At 74.6% G+C, this 16,204-nt stretch carries 16 protein-coding genes; 10 read left to right on the top strand and 6 right to left on the bottom strand.

From position 1 onward, the window contains the following. Positions 1–3: 3 nt before the first annotated feature. Positions 4–816 (bottom strand): M23 family metallopeptidase, encoded by an 813-nt coding sequence (locus H1D33_RS05400; protein WP_181569110.1) that lies wholly within the window; start codon positions 814–816, stop codon positions 4–6. A 115-nt stretch (positions 817–931) separates the two neighbouring features. Here H1D33_RS05400 and H1D33_RS05395 point away from each other — a divergent pair, with 115 nt between their 5' ends. The 4 genes from H1D33_RS05395 (at position 932) to H1D33_RS05380 (ending at position 5,348) form a co-directional block, all read left to right on the top strand. Further along, the gene (locus tag H1D33_RS05395) at positions 932–2,233 is read left to right on the top strand and encodes a DUF1800 domain-containing protein (RefSeq protein ID WP_181569111.1); all 1,302 of its coding nucleotides are present in this window, start codon (positions 932–934) and stop codon (positions 2,231–2,233) included. A gap of 13 nt (positions 2,234–2,246) precedes the next feature. Next, positions 2,247–3,488 (top strand): DUF1501 domain-containing protein, encoded by a 1,242-nt coding sequence (locus H1D33_RS05390; RefSeq protein ID WP_181569112.1) that lies wholly within the window; start codon positions 2,247–2,249, stop codon positions 3,486–3,488. A gap of 65 nt (positions 3,489–3,553) precedes the next feature. Continuing rightward, entirely contained in the window at positions 3,554–4,279 is a 726-nt protein-coding gene (locus H1D33_RS05385; protein ID WP_181569113.1) for a hypothetical protein, read from the top strand. A gap of 133 nt (positions 4,280–4,412) precedes the next feature. Then, a complete protein-coding gene (locus tag H1D33_RS05380) occupies positions 4,413–5,348 on the top strand; it encodes a hypothetical protein (protein ID WP_181569114.1) in 936 nt (311 codons plus the stop codon). Positions 5,349–5,363: 15 nt separating this feature from the next. Here H1D33_RS05380 and H1D33_RS05375 read toward each other — a convergent pair whose 3' ends face one another. Genes H1D33_RS05375 through H1D33_RS05365 form a run of 3 tightly spaced genes read right to left on the bottom strand, consistent with a single transcriptional unit; the run spans position 5,364 to position 8,367 of the window. Then, positions 5,364–6,779, bottom strand: coding sequence for a UbiD family decarboxylase (locus H1D33_RS05375; protein ID WP_181569115.1), 1,416 nt, complete (start codon positions 6,777–6,779; stop codon positions 5,364–5,366). Continuing rightward, positions 6,776–7,510, bottom strand: a complete 735-nt coding sequence (locus H1D33_RS05370) for a transglutaminase-like domain-containing protein (RefSeq protein WP_220138700.1) — start codon at positions 7,508–7,510, stop codon at positions 6,776–6,778. The genes H1D33_RS05375 and H1D33_RS05370 overlap by 4 nt, the downstream gene beginning before the upstream one ends. Next, complete coding sequence (locus H1D33_RS05365) at positions 7,507–8,367, bottom strand: class I SAM-dependent methyltransferase (protein WP_181569116.1); 861 nt, start codon at positions 8,365–8,367, stop codon at positions 7,507–7,509. Before H1D33_RS05365 ends, H1D33_RS05370 begins: the two co-directional genes overlap by 4 nt. Before the next feature lie 195 nt (positions 8,368–8,562). On the opposite strand from H1D33_RS05365, the gene H1D33_RS05360 reads away from it, so the two are divergent. The 3 genes from H1D33_RS05360 to H1D33_RS05350 all read left to right on the top strand — a co-directional run bounded on the left by H1D33_RS05360 (position 8,563) and on the right by H1D33_RS05350 (position 11,749). Continuing rightward, positions 8,563–10,065, top strand: a complete 1,503-nt coding sequence (locus H1D33_RS05360; RefSeq protein WP_181569117.1) for an FAD-binding oxidoreductase — start codon at positions 8,563–8,565, stop codon at positions 10,063–10,065. A 29-nt stretch (positions 10,066–10,094) separates the two neighbouring features. Then, the gene (locus tag H1D33_RS05355) at positions 10,095–11,177 is read left to right on the top strand and encodes a serine hydrolase domain-containing protein (protein ID WP_220138701.1); all 1,083 of its coding nucleotides are present in this window, start codon (positions 10,095–10,097) and stop codon (positions 11,175–11,177) included. Between the two features lie 134 nt (positions 11,178–11,311). Further along, on the top strand, positions 11,312–11,749 hold the full coding sequence (locus H1D33_RS05350; protein ID WP_181569118.1) for an Ohr family peroxiredoxin: 438 nt from the start codon (positions 11,312–11,314) through the stop codon (positions 11,747–11,749). Between the two features lie 12 nt (positions 11,750–11,761). Here the strand turns inward: H1D33_RS05350 and H1D33_RS05345 are convergent, their stop codons facing one another. Next, positions 11,762–12,565, bottom strand: coding sequence for a TetR/AcrR family transcriptional regulator (locus H1D33_RS05345; RefSeq protein WP_181569119.1), 804 nt, complete (start codon positions 12,563–12,565; stop codon positions 11,762–11,764). 82 nt (positions 12,566–12,647) lie between these two features. Beyond that, positions 12,648–13,484, bottom strand: coding sequence for an NAD(P)H-binding protein (locus H1D33_RS05340; protein ID WP_181569120.1), 837 nt, complete (start codon positions 13,482–13,484; stop codon positions 12,648–12,650). 133 nt (positions 13,485–13,617) lie between these two features. On the opposite strand from H1D33_RS05340, the gene H1D33_RS05335 reads away from it, so the two are divergent. The 3 genes from H1D33_RS05335 (at position 13,618) to H1D33_RS05325 (ending at position 16,173) form a co-directional block, all read left to right on the top strand. Next, positions 13,618–14,073 carry an ester cyclase gene (locus H1D33_RS05335; protein ID WP_181569121.1) on the top strand — a complete coding sequence of 152 codons (456 nt, stop codon included), beginning with the start codon at positions 13,618–13,620 and terminating at the stop codon, positions 14,071–14,073. Positions 14,074–14,132: 59 nt separating this feature from the next. Next, a complete protein-coding gene (locus tag H1D33_RS05330; protein ID WP_246412261.1) occupies positions 14,133–15,119 on the top strand; it encodes a zinc-binding dehydrogenase in 987 nt (328 codons plus the stop codon). A 70-nt stretch (positions 15,120–15,189) separates the two neighbouring features. Beyond that, positions 15,190–16,173: a Gfo/Idh/MocA family protein gene (locus tag H1D33_RS05325; protein ID WP_181569123.1), complete on the top strand. Its 984-nt coding sequence runs from the start codon at positions 15,190–15,192 to the stop codon at positions 16,171–16,173. Positions 16,174–16,204: the final 31 nt, after the last annotated feature.

Here is a 16,204-nt window from a genome sequence, read left to right as displayed (position 1 = left end):
GCGTCAACCGATGCCGTCGACCGCCGCCCGCAGCGCGTTGATCGACGGATCCCAGGTGAAGTTCAGCACGGGGAGGCCCGACGCGGCGGCGTTGCTGTCGCCACCGAGCACCACCGCCCGCGGTTTGGCCGTGCCCTGGGGGACGACGAGATACCAGTTGCCCCTCACGTTCGCGATGAACACGTCAGCTACCTCCTGGTCCGGCGGGTTCGGGTCGGTGACGTCCCCGACGTGGTTCTCGAAGTCGACGGTCGCGCCGAAGTTGGTCGGGCCACCGGTGTTCAGCCAGAGGCTGGTGTGCACGTGCGGCCCCACCCCGGAGTCGCTGCCGTTCGCCGACGAGCCGGAGTAGGCGATCGTCTGGCCCCGCGACACGCGTTGGCCGGTGGAGACGGCGATCCGCGACAGGTGCAGGTGCCGGGTGTAGTTGCCGTCGTCGTGGGCCATCCCCACCACCCGCCCGGTCGCGGTGGAGGTGTCGGTCTTCACGAGGCGGATGGTGCCGTTCGCCGCGGCCACCACGGGCGTTCCGGTGCCCACCGCGTAGTCGGTGCCCGGCTCACCCGACGGCGGCGTCCGGTTCCGGTGGTCCTGCCACGAGCTGGAGATCCGGACGTTGCCGCACGGCCGCTGGTAGCCGCCGGCGGCGCGGGCGGTGTCGGGCAGCAGCGCGAAGGCGGCCGACACCCCGGAGGCCGCCAACGCGGCACTGGTGAGGAACCCCCGCCTCGACAGGCCCCGCAGATAGGCGATCCCGCCGAGGTCCCCCGGCGGCGGGTCGCCGTGGCCCGCGCGCGGCTCGCCACTGAGGATCATCAATGAAAGATACGGCCACGTCCGGCGTCGAGCAAGGAATCCACCGTCGCCACCCGGACACGGCCCGCATCCGGCGCTTACCTTCCCCGTACAGTCGCCGGCTAGCGTCGCCGGCATGACGGAACGGGAAGCGGTGGCGCACCTGCTGCGCCGGGCAACCTTCGGACCGACCGCGCAGGAGGTGGACGCCGCCGAGCGGGCCGGGTACGCCGCGACGCTCGACCGGCTGCTCGCCCCCGAGGGCACGGACCGCGGCGCGACCGCGACGCCCCCACCCGCACTGGGCGCCGATCCGGCCGGGCAACTGGGCAAGGGCGCCAGCCGGGAGCAGCGCCAGCAGGTCAACCGCGAGCGCCGCGAGCAGGTCACCACGCTCACCGGCTGGTGGCTGGAACGGATGATCGCCGCCGAGCACCAGGCCGGGGAGAAACTGCTCTTCTTCTGGCACGGGCACTGGGCGACGAGCGTGCAGAAGGTCCGTTCCGCGCCGCTGATGCTGCGCCAACTGGACACCCTGCGCCGCCACGGAACGGGCCCCCTCGGGCCGCTCGTCGACGCGATGCTGCGGGACCCGGCGCTGATCCGGTGGCTCGACGGCCAGAAGAACAGCCGCCGGGCGCCGAACGAGAACCTGGCGCGGGAGTCCATGGAGCTGTTCACCCTCGGCGTCGGCAACGGCTACACCGAGGCCGACGTCAAGGAGGGGGCCCGGGCGCTGACCGGCTGGACGGTGGACCGGTCCACCGGCGCCGCCCGCTTCGAGCCCCGCCGGCACGACCCCGGCCCCAAGACCATCCTCGGCCGGCAGGCCGCCTTCGACACCGGCTCGTACGCGACGCTGCTCGCCGGGCGCCCGGAAACCGCACGGTACGTCGCGGGCCGGCTCTGGTTCCGCTACGCCGGGACGCACACTCCCCCGCCGGACGACCTCGCCGCCCCGGACACGGTCGGCACGCTACGGCGGATCTTCACCGCACCGGCCTTCGCGCAGACCCGCGACACGCTGGTCAAGCAGCCCGTCGAGTGGCTCGTCGGCGCGGCCCGACAGCTCGGCGTACGGCCGTCCGGGCTGCCCGAGCAGGGCCGGCGGCGGATCCTGGCCGGGCTGAACGCGCTGGACCAGGTGCCGCTGCGCCCACCGAGCGTCGGCGGCTGGCCGGCCGGCGCCGCCTGGCTCACCACCTCGTCGTTGCAGGCCAGGATGCGGCTGGCGGACCTGCTGGCGCAGTCGGCCGCGCCGGCCGTGCTGGCCCGGCTGGACGCCGCGCCGCCCGCCGGACGCCCCGACGCGCTGGCGCGCCTGCTGGTCGTCGACACGTGGAGCGATCGCACCCGGGCGGCCCTCACCCCGCTCGCCGGGCAGCCGCGGAAGCTGCTGACGGCCGGCCTGGTCAGCCCCGAGTACGCGGTCAGTTGAGAGGAGCGATCCCATGGACGTCCTGACCCGACGACGGTTCCTGGTGGCCAGCGGGGTGGTCGGCGCGACCGCCCTGGCCGGCGGCGGCGCCGCGGTCCGCCTCACCGACCTGTTCGCCACCGCCGGCGACCGGGACCCGGAGGCCCGCACCCTGGTCCTGGTCACGCTCTACGGCGGCAACGACGGCCTGAACACCGTCGTCCCGTACGCCGATCCGGCCTACCGTGACGCGCGACCCGAGCTGGCCCACTCGGCGGAGGAGGTGTTGAAGCTGGACGACGGGTTCGGCCTCAACCCGGCGCTGGCCGGCCTGCACCGGGCGTACGGCGACGGCCGGCTCGCGGTGGTCCGCGGCGTGGGCTACCCGAAGCCGGACCGCAGCCACTTCCGGTCGATGGACATCTGGCACACCGCGCAGCCGGACCGGCCCGGTAACACCGGCTGGCTCGGCCGCTGGCTCGACCACGCCGGTGCCGACCCCCGGCTGGCCGTCTCGTTCGAGTCGGCGCTGCCCCCGCTGCTCGCCGGCGAGCGCGGCGCGGGCGCGTCGGTGCCGGTGGGCGAGCAGCGGACGGCCGCCGGGTTGCCCGCGTCCACGCTTGCCGCGCTCGGGGTCGCCGCGCCGGGGGAATCACCGGCCCGGGCCCGCGCGGCGGCGTGCTTCACGGACCTGCGCTCGGTCGACGAGATGATCCGCGCGGTCCGCGAGGCGCCGGACGGCGGCGGGCCGGACGACGACGGCGAGACCGCCCCGGCCACCGCCACCGGCGGCGCCCGAGCCTCGCTGGAGGCGCAGCTCGACCTGGTCGCGCAGTGCGTGGAGGCGGGGGTGTCGACCCGGGTCTTCTCCGTCTCCCTCGGCGGGTTCGACACGCACGCCGACGAGAAGCAGCTCCAGCAGGTGCTGCTCGGCATGCTGGACACGGCACTGAGCCGCTTCCACACCCGGATGGCGGGCTCCGAGGCCGGCCGCAAGGTGGTCACGGCGGTCTACTCGGAGTTCGGGCGCCGGGTCGCCGCCAACGGCTCGGACGGCACCGACCACGGCACCGCCTCGAACATGCTGCTGCTCGGAGCGCCGGTGCGCGGCGGCCTGTACGGGGAGCCGCCCAGCCTCACCGACCTCGACGACGGCGACCTGAAGTTCCACACCGACTTCCGCGACGTCTACGCGACGCTGCTCACCGACGTCCTCGACACCGACCCGGGAGCGGTCCTCGCCGGCTGGAAGGGCCACCTCACCGGAGTGCTCTGAGTCCTCGCGGAGTTGTGGCGCTCCAGTACGGTGCGGGCACCATCCTGAAAGGACACCCGCCACCGATGCGCCGGACCTTGCCGATCCTCGCCGCCCTCACCCTCCTCGGCCTCCCCACCGGATGCGGACCCGGACCCACCGCCACGAGCGCCGGCGCCCCGTCCACCGGGGCGACGGGCATCGACGCGTCCACCGGCACGCAGACCCCGGACGCTCCGGCGTCGCCCACGACCGGCGACGAGTCATCGGCCGACCCGGCGACGCAGCCGACGACCACCGCGGCGAAACCGGCAGCCCCGCCGGCGCCCAAGGCCCCGAAGGTCCCCGCCCTGACCTGCGCCCAGCTCTCCGGCGCCGACCTGGGCAGCCCGACGGCCCCGTTCTACGACCACACCGACCACATCCCGCTCACCGACGGCGTCTGGAACGGCGAGGACGGCACCGGCGTCGAGTTGCGCAAGCCGTGCGCCGTCGGCGACCTGGACGGCGACAAGGCCGCCGACGCCGCTCGCGCGGTGCTCGTCCGCACCGGCGGGACCGGCCAGTTCTGGAGCCTCGTCTTCTGGGGCAACACCGGCGGAAAGCCGGCGTACCGCGCCGTGGTGGACCTGGGCGACCGCACCCCGGTCACCTCGGTCGCCGTCGCCGGGCAGAAGGCGACAGTGGTCTGGCTGACCCGCTCCGCCGACGCGAGCATGGCCGAGCTGAACGTCCGGAGGACCACCGTCTACAAGCTGACCGGAAGCACGGTCACCGAGGTGAGCCACGCCGACGCGCCGTACACCCCCTGACGCGACGGTGTCACCTATCCGTCGCGGTCGATCCGGTGATCCGTCCCGCGTGCGATCGTGGGCGTCGACGACGAGGATCACCGGGGGGCGCCAGGTGCGAGGATCGACATGGCGGAAGCGCCTCGGCGCGACTGTGGCACTCCTCCTGCTCACCGGTTGGGGCGCCCCCGCCGCCGCGGCTCCGCCCGACGGTCCGCGCGCCTCCGGGATCCGGTCCGAGCGGGTGGTGCCGACGTCGGCGACGACCCGGTCCACCGGCGGGTCGGGCGTCGCCGCTCTGGCGGCCTCGTGGTCGACCGGCCAGGTGGCGCCGGGCGACATCCAGGGCTGGGTGTGGAACAACGCCAACCCGCTCACCGTCGCCTACCAGGTGGGCTTCTCCCCCACCGGCGCGAGCGCCGCCCTGCCCTGCCAGTTCGAGGTGACCCGCCGCTGGTACTCGCAACAGCCGGGCGGGGAGCGACGCTTCCACTTCCAGATCCGCAACGGCGGCGCCGTCACCTGCGCGGCCACCGTCCTGCTCTCCGCGCAACCGTCCACGTACGACTGGACCGTCGCCCCGCTCGCGCCCGGCGCCAGCGGCAACTACCGCTGGGTCGAGCAGGTGTCGCCGACCGTCTCGTACCTGCTCGGGTTGAGCCCGACCGGCGCGAGCGGATCGGCCGCGTGCCAGCTCGAGATCACCCGCACCTGGTACCTCCAGGAGGCCGGCGCGGTCCGCAAGTTCGCCTTCGTGCTCCGCAACGTCGGCTCGGTTACCTGCGGCGCGCAGGTCCGCCTAGCGCAACTGTCCGTGCCGACCACCTGGTACGTCGGCACCCTCGCCCCGGCCGCCTCCTCCACCTGGACCTGGAACAACGCCAACCCGCTCACCGCCACGCACCTGCTCGGTCTGTCCCCCTGGGGCGCGCAGCTCACCGACCCGTGCCAGATGGAGATCACCCGCAGTTGGTACGTCCAACGGATCAACCCCGACGGCACCGCCCAACGCCAGCTCGCCCTGACCGTGACCAACGTCGGCGCGATCGGCTGCACCGCCACCGTCTTCCTCACCCCGCTGACCACCTGACCGGCGGCGCGGCGGTCACCGCCCGCGCCGCCGGGTGACCGGGACCGGGCCCGGCACGAAGGCCCGCTCGGCGTCCGGTCGCAGGCGGTACGGCACCGTGGCGTCCACCCAGGACCGCCCGGCGGGTCCCCGCTCCGCCCGCCAGGCGTCGCTCTGCGACGGGTCCATCGGCAGCGGCGGGAAGTCGGCGAAGGTGCCGCAGTCGGCACCCAGGTTGGACCGGGTGGACATCGCCCACAACACGTCCTCGGCGCAGCGCACGTCCACGTCGTCGTCGGTGAACACGACGAGCTTGGCGAACGGGTGGGCGTCGAACACCTCCCGGGCCAGCCGGCCCGGCGCGGCGTCGTCCCCCGGTGAGCGCTTGCGCAGGCCGGCCACGAGCGTGAGCATGCCACCCCCGGCCGGACTGAGGTGCAGGTCCCGGACCAGGTCCCAGTAGCGCCCCCGGCCGGCGAGCTGCACCGACAGCGCGCCGGCCAGGCCGAGGATCACCGATTGTTCCCGGCCCGGCCCGACGACCGCCTGGAACACCGCGCCGGGCCGCACGGTCATCCCGGTCACCGTGACCACCGGCAGGCCGGACTGCGCCCGGCCGTGGTAGCCGAGGAACTCCGGCAGCGAGCCGGCCACCCGGCCGTCGAGCGTCTCGTCGGCGGTGGTCCCGTCGAGGTGACCCTCCAGCACGATCTCCGCGCCGGCGAGCACCGGCACCGGCTGGGTCACCGCGTCCGCGAGGCCCAACGGCGCGCCGGCCAGCGCGCCGGCCAGCGCGAGCTTGTCGACACCGGCGGGCAGGAACCGGGCGTTGACCGCCGAGGCGATCATGGCCGCCGGAGCGATGCCGATGTTGATCGACACCGGCAGGCGGCGGCCTCCACGGCGCGCCTGCTCGTACAGGCGGCCCAGGGTGCGGCCGGGCACCGTCCACAGCGTCAGCCGCTCGCGGTCGAGCACCAACATCCGGTGTACGGAGAACGCGGTCTCGCCGCCGTCGCGGGCCAGCACCGCGCCGGTGGTCAGGTAGGCGCCGGCGTCCCGGGGCGTCGCCCGCAGCGCCGGCAGCGAGGTGAGGTCGACCGGCCGGTGGTCCGCCGACCGGGTCCCGGCCAGCGGCGCCCGGGTGGCGCCGAGCAGCCGGCGTACCGCCCGGCGGGTCACCCGGGTCGGGTAGCCGGGCAGCCAGCGGCGGACCCGGTCCCCGTCGCCGTAGAGGCCGAGCAGCACCGGCAGCCCGTCCGGGCCGGCCGACCGGTAGTGGACCACGTCCTCCTCGACGGCGCGGGGCGTGGCCGGCACCCCGGCGTACCGGCGGGCGTAGTCGGCGGCCACCGCGTCGAGCGGCAGGTGGCGGCGTTCGTGGTAGCGGCCCGGCTCGACGCCCCGCACCTCGGCCACGGCCGCGCGCAGGCAGAGCGCGGGCGCGGTCACCGGGTCCCCGCGCCGAGCGCGTCGTGTTCCAGGGACCCGTTGACGAAGCGCATGGCCGGCGCGAACAGGTTCGGGTGCGCCTGGCGCAGGTCGGTGACGATGCGGTCGTACGGCAGGTCGCTGAACTCGCCGTGCACGCGCAGGAACTCCATGTGCCGGCGGCCGTCCATGTCGTACGGGTGGTACAGGCTGTCGGTGCGCCCGTCGAACTCGAGTTCACCGATCCGGTACAGCCGGCACAGCCGACGGCTGAACACCGGCGTGGCCTTGATCCAGCGGCCGTCCAGGTGCACCAGCGTGTAGCAGTGGTGGCGGAAGACGTCGCCGCCCATCAACTCGCGCAGCCGGTCGGAGGTGAGGTGGTTGCGCACGTCCGCGAGGACCAGCCGGCTCGGCACGCCGATGGCGCGCAGCGCGGCGGCGTACAGCACCGACTTGTGGATGCACAGGCCGGTGCCGGCGCGGGCGACGGTGCTGGCCCGCAACCCGTCCCGGCTCATGTCGGCGGCGTAGACCTCGTAGCGGACCGAGTCGCGGATGGCGTAGTAGAGCGCGACGGCCCGCGCGGTGAGGTCCGGGCCGGGCGGGGCGTGCCGGGTCACGAAGTCTGCCACCTCGGCCGATTCGTGGTCCAGGAACCAGGTCGCGGCGAGGTCCGCCGCGCTCGGCGGGACGGTGCCCGTCGGCACCTCGGGCACGGACGCGGCCGGGTCCGGCCGGGCGGGGCTCACCGGGCCACCGTGGCGGTGACGTAGCGGACCGGAACCGGGATGGTCAGCGGGCCCACCCCCGGGCGCATCGCGTCGAGCGCCGTGATCAGGCGCTCGCGCAGCTCGGCGCTCTCGCGTACCGGCAGGTGCTGCCAGAGCAGCCGCATGCCCTGCGTGTGTGACCAGTCCACCCAGGCGGTGCCGGAGGCGGCGGTCATGGCCACGTCCTCGTCCGCCACGTCGACCTCGGCGAAACCGGCCCCGCGCAGCGTCCGCACCAGGTCGGCGGGGTCGGCCAACCAACTGTTGAACCGGCGGGACAGCTCCGCCGGCTGCCACTCCGGCGGCAGGTTGCGCAGCAGTTCCCGCGGGATCAGCTCGGTGAAGACCGGGGGCAGGAACGGGAACGTGTCGGCGGTGAAGACCGGGCTGGTGAAGCCGAGCCGGCCGCCGTCGGCGAGCAGCCCCGCGTAGCGGGCCAGCGCGGCGGGCGCGTCGGGGAAGAAGATGACGCTGTAGCTGCCGGTGACCACGTCGTACGAGCGGGCCGGCAGGTCCGGGTGCTCGCCGTCCATCACCCGGGCCTCGACCGTGGTCAGGCCCGCGCGGCGGGCCGCCTCGCGGGCCTCGGCGACCATCGCCTCGGCGATGTCGACACCCAGCACCCGGCCGGTCGGCCCGACCCGTTCGGCGGCCGGGAAGAGGCAGGCGCCCCGTCCGCAGCCGACGTCGAGGACGCGTTCCCCGGGCCGTGGCGCCACCCGTTCCACCAGCCGGCGCCCCATCGGCGTGAAGAACTCCACGCCCATCCGGTCGTAGCTGGCGGCGGCCTGGTTGAACGCCTGCGTCACGGCCGTCTTGTACGTCGCGGTATCCACGTCAACTCCCGGGTCGTGGGTGGGCGGGCGGCTGGCGTCCGCCCGGGGTCCGACCCTGCCCCGGCCCGGTGGAGCCGGGTTCGAGGCCCACCGGAGCGACGGGCGCCGCCCGGCGGCTCCAGCGGAGCTGTGCGCGGACTCGAGCGGGACCGCCCACGATCGATCCGCTGACGACGGCGAGAGAAGGGGTGCAGCATGTCGGGACCGGCACGCATCGCGGCGGGCGACCCACGGTACGAGGACTTCGTGGTCCGGGGCGACAACGCCCGCTTCCCCCCTCGACCGGACGCGTTCGTCCTGGCCCGCTCGACCGAGGACGTCGTCCGGACGGTGCAGGAGGCGGTCCGCGCCGGGCAGCGCATCGCGGTCCGCAGCGGCGGCCACTGCTACGAGGACTTCGTGTCCGACCCGACGGTGCGGGTGGTGATCGACCTGGCCGCCATGGACAGGGTCGGGTTCGACGCGGAGCGGCAGGCCTTCGCGGTCGAGCCGGGTGTCCGGCTGATGGACCTGTACCGGGCGCTCTACCTCGGTTGGGGCGTCACCGTCCCCGGCGGGGCGAGCGAGCTGGTCGGCATCGGCGGCCACCTGCTCGGCGGCGGGTACGGCCCGCTGTCCCGACGCTTCGGCGCCTGCTCCGACCACCTGTACGCGGTCGAGGTCGTGGTGGTCGACGCGGACGGCCGGGCCCGGGCGGTGGTGGCCACCCGCGACCCGGCGGACCCGAACCACGACCTGTGGTGGGCGCACACCGGCGCGGGCGGCGGCAACTTCGGCGTGGTGACCCGCTACTGGCTGCGCAGTCCGGGCGCCGAGGGCGGGCCGGGCGACCTGCTGCCCCGGCCACCGGCGTCGGTGCTGGCGTCGAGCACCGTGTTCCCGCGCGAGGGGTTGACCCGGGAGGCGCTGCGGGCGCTGGTCGGTGGCCATGGCCGCTGGCACGAGCGCAACAGCGCTCCCGACTCGCCGTACGCCGGGTTGTTCAGCGGGCTGGTGCTGTTCGCGGTGGCGCCCCAGGACGACCCGGGCATCGGGGCGATCCTGTTCAACCACCTCGACGGCACCGGCGCGGACGCCGAGGAGCTGCTGGCCCGCGCGGTGCGGGAGATGACCGGGGACGTCGACGCGCCCCGCTACGACATGCCGGTGGAGCGGGCGCCGTGGCTGTCCACGATGGTGAAGCTGGCCCGGGCGCAGGACGGCGAGTCCGGCCGACACAAGATCAAGTCGGCGTACCTGCGGCGCGGCTACACCGACGCCCAGATCGACACCATCCACGACCACCTGTGGGGTGACGGCCACGCCTTCTCCAGCGCGACGATCTCGCTCCAGTCGTACGGCTGCGCGGCCAACGCCGTCGCACCGGACGCCACCGCGACCGCCCAGCGCGACTCGGTCCTGCGGGCGCTCTACCTGACGTCCTGGGCGGACCCGTCGACCGACGAGGCGAACCTCGACTGGACCCGCCGGCTGTACCGGGACGTGTACGCGGCCACCGGCGGCGTCCCGCTGCCCGACGACCGCAACGACGGCTGCTACATCAACTTCCCCGACGTCGACATGGCCGACCCGCGGTGGAACGCCTCCGGGACGCCCTGGCAGTACCTCTACTTCAAGGACAACCACCCGCGCCTGCAACAGATCAAGAAGCGGTGGGATCCGCTCACCGTCTTCAGCCACGCCCTGTCCGTTCAGTGAACCGGGCCGAGGAAAGGAATCCGTCCACGATGACCGACACCATGGTCAAGCCCGAGACGAAGGACCCGAAGCGCATCCGGCTCCAGGAGGCGGTCGACAAGCTGGTGACCGTCGGTGCGGCCGGCGCCCAGTTCCGGGTCACCAGCGGCGACGAGACGTTCACCGTGCGCGCCGGCGTCCGCGAGTTCGGCAACGACGACCCGGTGCCCACCGACGGCAAGTTCCGGATCGCCTGCATCACCAAGGTCTTCGTCGCCACGGTGCTGCTCCAGCTCGTCGCCGAGGGCCGGATCGACCTCGACAAGCCGATCGGGGAGTACCTGCCGGGGCTGCTGCCGCAGGGCGGGGAGGTGGCGGTCCGCAACCTGCTCCAGCACACCAGCGGGCTGTACAACCACGCCGACGCGTTCCAGCGCCCCGGTGACCGCTTCGAGCGGGACCGCTACAAGCACTTCGCCCCCGAGGACCTGGTGAAGATCGCCGCGGACAAGCCGTTGAACTTCACCCCGGGCAGCACGTTCGAGTACTCGAACACCAACTACATCGTCCTCGGCCTGCTGATCAAGGCGGTCACCGGCCGCAGCTACGCCGAGGAGATCCGGACCCGGATCATCGAGCCGCTCGGACTGCGCGACACCGTGCTGCCCGGCGACGACCCGCACATCCCGGGCAGCCACGCCCGGGGCTACATGAAGATCAAGGGCAGGTCGGTCGACGTCACCGAGATGAACCCGTCCGAGGCGTGCTCGGCCGGCGAGATGATCTCGACGACCAAGGACCTCGACACGTTCCTGGTCGCGCTGGTCACCGGCAAGCTGCTCAAGCCGGAGCAGCTCGAGCAGATGAAGACGACCGTGCCGCCGGAGTGGGTGACGCTGCCCATGTCCAACGGCTACGGCCTCGGCTTCATGCCCCTGGTCACCGAGCGCGGCCTCAGCCTCTGGGGCCACGGCGGCGGCATCCCCGGCTACGCCACGTTCATCGGCGCCACGCTGGACGGCCGGCAGCGGCTGGAGTCGTCGATCACGCTGGACATCGACCCCGACGACTTCTCCGGCGTCTTCGAGGACGCGGTGGTGGACGCCATCAACGCCGCCGCCGACTGCCTCTGACCGTACCCCCGCCGGCGGCGGGCGGCGCCCGGACCGGGCCGCCCGCCGCCGGCACGTCACCGACCCCGGACGACACCGGCCGCGTCCGGGCGCCGGCGCACCGACGGCCGGACCAGCACGCAGAGGAGCAGGGCATGGATCTGCTGTACGTGACCGAGGCGACCGCGACCGGCGACGGGCGGGAGGGCAGCGTCCGCACCGACGACGGGGTGCTCACCGCGACGCTCTCGGCGCCGCCGGCGCTGGGCGGGACCGGCGGGACCGGCACCAACCCGGAACAGCTCTTCGCCGCCGGGTACGCGGCCTGCTTCCACAGCGCGCTGCGCTGGATCGCCCGGCAGGACGGCGTCGACCTGACCGGATCGGCGGTCACCGCCCGGGTCGCCCTCGGCAGCGTCGCCGACGCGCTGCGCCTGGCCGTGGAGCTGCGCGCGGAGCTGCCCGGACTGCCGCCGGAGCAGGCCGAGGCGTTGGTCCGGCGGGCGCACGCGACCTGCCCCTACTCGGCCGCGCTGCGCGGCGACGTGGTGGTGCTGGCCCGGGTCGCCGCGCCGGCCGAGGCGACGCGCTGAGCGTGCCGCGGCCTACCCGGCGGCAGCCGGTCCCGAGCCGACCGGACCGGGCCCACCCGTGCGCTCGGCGACCACCACCGCGATGCCGTCCAGCACCCGCCGCAGCCCGAACTCGAACGCGTACTCCGGGCCGTACGCCGCGCCGTGCGCCGCCCCGGCCGCGGAGCCGACCCGGGCCGCGGTCGGGTAGCTGCCGGAGTTCATGAACTTCTCCAGCCACGGGCCGTGGGTCTGCCACCACTGGCCGTCGGTCATCCCGGTCTCGCGCTCCAGCTCCGCGCCGTCGTAGCCGGCCCGGGCGATGCTCTTGACGTGCCCCAGGACCAGGGTGAGCACGGCGTCCATCTCCACGTCGTCGAGCCCCACGCCGGCCACCGCGCTCAGCTCGTAGTCGTACTTGGCGAGCATGTGGGGGCCGAGCACCGGCCGGCTGGTCTCGGCGCGCAGCAGCCACGGGTGGGCGCGGTAGAGCGCCAGGTTGTCCCGGGCGATCCGGTCCAGCCGGCCGCGCCACCCGCCCGGCACGTCGGCCGGGCGGGGCATGTCGCCGTAGACGGTGTCGACCATGACGTCGAGCAGCTCCGACTTGCCGGGCACGTAGGTGTAGACCGACATGGTGCCGGCGCCCAGCGCCTCGCTGACCCGCCGCATGGTGAGCGCGTCGATGCCCTCCGCGTCGGCGATCTCGACGGCCGCCCGCACGATCCGCTCGACGCTGAGCCCCGGGCCCGTCCCCCGGCTGGTGGGCTCCCGGGTGCGCCAGAGGATGGCCAGGCTGCGTGCGGGGTCGGCCTTGCCCCTGCGCTCCTTCGTCATAGTGACCCCATCCTACCGGGCGCATACCGTATCGCGTACGGGCCGGCCGGGCGACGAACGCCGGCCGGCCCGTACGCACCGGTCAGGCCGGCCGGAACGCGTCGGCGTGGTCGCTCGCCCAGCGGGCGAACGGCGTCCCCGGCCGCCCGGTGAGCTTCTCCACCGTCGGCGACACCACCGGCGGCCGGTCCACCGAGTCGGCGAGGTAGCCCAGCACCATGTCGACCACCACCTCCGGCATGAACGCGGTCAGCTCCGCGCGCGCCGCCGCCGGGCTCACCTCCTCGAAGCGGATCGGTCGCCCGGTCGCGGCCGCGAGCTGCGCCACCTGGGTGCGCTGGTCCAACGCCTCCGGCCCGGTCAGGTCGTACACCTGACCGGCGTGACCGTCGGTGGTCAGCGCGAGCGCCACCACCGCCGCGATGTCCACCTCGTGGATCAACGCGCGCCGGGCCTGCGGGTACGGGCCCCGGACCACGCCCTCGGTCCGGATCGAGTGCCCCCACTTCCACAGCAGGTTGGTGGCGAACTCGTCCGGCCGCACGAACGTCCAGTCCACGCCGCTCTCCTCCACCGCCCGCTCCACCGTGCGGTGGTAGACGCCGCTGAAGTTGCCGGCGTCGGCCGCGGAGGTCGACGAGAGCACCACCACGTGCTCCACGCCCGCCTCGGCCGCCCGGCGGGCCACCTCCGCCGCGGTGTCCGGCACCGGGAACAGGTACATCCGCCGGACCCCGCGCAACGCGTCGGTGAGGCCGGCCGGCTCGGCCAGGTCACCCCGGACCACCTCCACCCCGTCCGGAAACACGGCCCGGTCCGGCTCGCGGGTCATCGCCCGCACCGCGTGCCCCTCGGCCAGCAACTCCGTGAGCACGTGCCGGCCCACATGGCCGGTCGCCCCGGTCACCAGGATCGTCATCGCCTCCACCCGTCCCTTCCCTCGGCGGGCCGCGCCCGCGATGCCAGGAGCATCACGACCTGCCCTTGAGGGGTCCTTGAGGGCAGGTCGCGAGGGTGGACACGTCAAGCCGTCCGGCCCCGAGGAGTGCCACATGTCCCTGACCGAGAACGCCGACCGGACCGTCACCGACGAGCGGACCCTGGCCGAGAACAAGGAACGCTGCCTCCAGATGGTGGCGGCCTGGAACCGGTGGGAGCTCAACGGCATCATCGAGCACTGGGCGCCGGACGTCGTCCACTACTCCGAGGACGCGGTCGTCGACACCGACGAGATGATCCGCCGCATGGAGGGCGGCCTCCAGGCGTTCCCCGACCTGCACCTGGACGTGAAGAGCATCCTCGCCGAGGACGACCGGGTCGCGCTGCGGATCACCATCACCGCCACGCAGAAGGGCCAGTTCGGCGACCTGCCGCCGACGAACAAGAAGGTCACCTGGCACATCGTGGAGGAGCTGCGGTTCGTCGACGGCAAGGTGGTGGAGCACTGGGACGTGATGAACTACCTGCCGATGCTCAAGGAGCTCGGCAAGGTCCCGGCGGACGTCTGAGCATGGACGTGGACACGGGCCGCGAGGCCCCGCCGGGAACGGCGAACCGTCGGGTCGTGATGACCACCGTGGGTGAGCCGGAACAGCTCCGGCTGGAGACCACCGCACGACCGGCCGCCCGACGCGGCCGGGTGGTCGTCCGGGTGGAGGCCGCCGGCATCTCCTTCGCCGAGGTGCAGACGCTGCGCGGGCTGCACCCGTTCCCGCCGAAACCGCCGTGCGTGCCCGGCTACGACCTCGTCGGGCACATCGTCGAGGTCGGGCCGGGCGTCACCGGCTGGCACGTCGGCGACCGGGTGGTGTCGATGCCCCGCACCGGGGCCTGGCAGGAGTACGCCGAGGTGAGCGCCGCCTCACTGGCGCGCGTACCGGTGGAACTGGACGCCGGCGAGGCGGTGGCGCTGGTCTGCAACGGCGTCACCGCCTGGCAGATGCTGCACCGCTCCGCCCGGGTCCGCCCCGGCGCGACGGTGCTGGTGCACGGCGCCGGCGGCGGGGTGGGCACGCTGCTCACCCAGCTCGCCGTGCGGCACGGCGTCCGGGTGATCGGCACCGCGTCGCCCGCCAAGCACGACGCGGTGCGGGCGCTCGGCGCGGACCCGCTGGACTATCGCGGGGACGTGGCCGGCGAGGTGCGGCGACTGGCCTCCCGGGGCGTGGACGCCGTCTTCGACCACATCGGCGGCACCGGCCTCGACGTCGGCTGGTCGCTGCTCGCGCCCGGCGGGACGCTGGTCTCCTACGACTCGTCGGTGGCCGGCTACCCGCCGGGACAGTGGTTCCGGCCGCACCTGCCGGCGCTGCGCCGGGTGATCGGATGGAACCTGGCCGGGCTGGTCGGCGCGACCCGCGGCCGGCGGGCGCGCACGTACTACGTCAAGCCCGGACCGCGCTTCCGCGACGACCTGGCCAGCCTGTTCACGCTGGTCCGCGACGGCGTGCTGCGACCCACGGTGGCCCGCCGGTACCCGCTCGAGGAGGCCGGCAGCGCGGTGCGGGAACTGATCGACGGCGGCGTGGTCGGCAAGCTGGTCCTGCTGCCGTGACGGCCACGCCGGGAGCGCGCGGGTTCCGCGCGCTCCCCGCCGGCCGGCGGGACCGAGGGAGAGGGCTGGCGTGACGGACGCGATCCGCATCGGACTGATCGGCTGCTCGTCCATCGCGGCCCGCCGGTTCGTGCCGGCGCTGGCCGGCTCGACGGCCCGGTTGACCGCGGTCGCCGCACGCGACCCGGCCCGCGCGGCGGCGTTCGCCGCCCGGTTCGGCGCGGCGGCGACCACCGGCTACCGCGAGCTGCTGGCGCGCGACGACGTGGACGCGGTCTACGTCTCGGTGCCGACCGGCCGGCACGCGGCCGAGACGACGGCCGCGCTGGCCGCCGGCCGGCACGTCCTGGTGGAGAAGCCGCTGGCCGTGGACGCCGCCGAGGGCGCGGCGGTGCTGGCGGCGGCCCGGCGGGCCGGTCGGGTGGTGATGGAGAACCGGATGTTCGTCCACCACGGACAGCACCGGGTCGCGGCCGAACTGCTCGCCGACGGGGCGATCGGCGACCTGCGGGTGCTCGGCGCGGCGATGGCGGTGCCACCGCTGCCGGCCGGCGACATCCGGCACCGGTCCGACCTCGGCGGCGGCGCGCTGCTCGACGTGGGCTACTACCCGGCGCACGCCGCGCTGCTGCACCTGCGCGCCCCGCTGGAGGTGGTCGGCGCCACGCGGCGCACCGACCCACGCTACGACGTGGAGGTGGGCGGCGCGGCGCTGCTGCGGGACGCGGCCGGCGTCGACGCGCACCTGACGTACGGCTTCACGCACGCCTACCGCTCCCGCTACGAGTTGTGGGGCGAACGGGGCCGGCTGGTGCTGGAGCGGGCGTTCACCCCGGCGGCCGGCTGGCAGCCGGTGCTGCGGCTGCACCGGCAGGACCGGGTGGAGCTACGCACGCTGCCCGCGGAGGACCACTTCCGGGGCGCCCTGGACGCCTTCCTGGCCGCCGTGCGCGGCGACGCGGAATCGGCCGCGCACGGCGCGCGGACCCTCGCCGGGCTCGCCCTGCTGGACGCGATCCGCGCCGCCGGCCGGCGGGCCGGACCGCAGCGCTGAGCGCCGACGCTCCGGCGGTGGCCGGCCGGGG

The sequence above is a fragment of the Micromonospora ferruginea genome, assembly GCF_013694245.2.
Lineage (GTDB): Bacteria > Actinomycetota > Actinomycetes > Mycobacteriales > Micromonosporaceae > Micromonospora > Micromonospora robiginosa.
The sequence above is the reverse complement of the archived record's forward strand: the minus strand, read 5'-3'. Positions and strand labels throughout refer to the sequence as shown.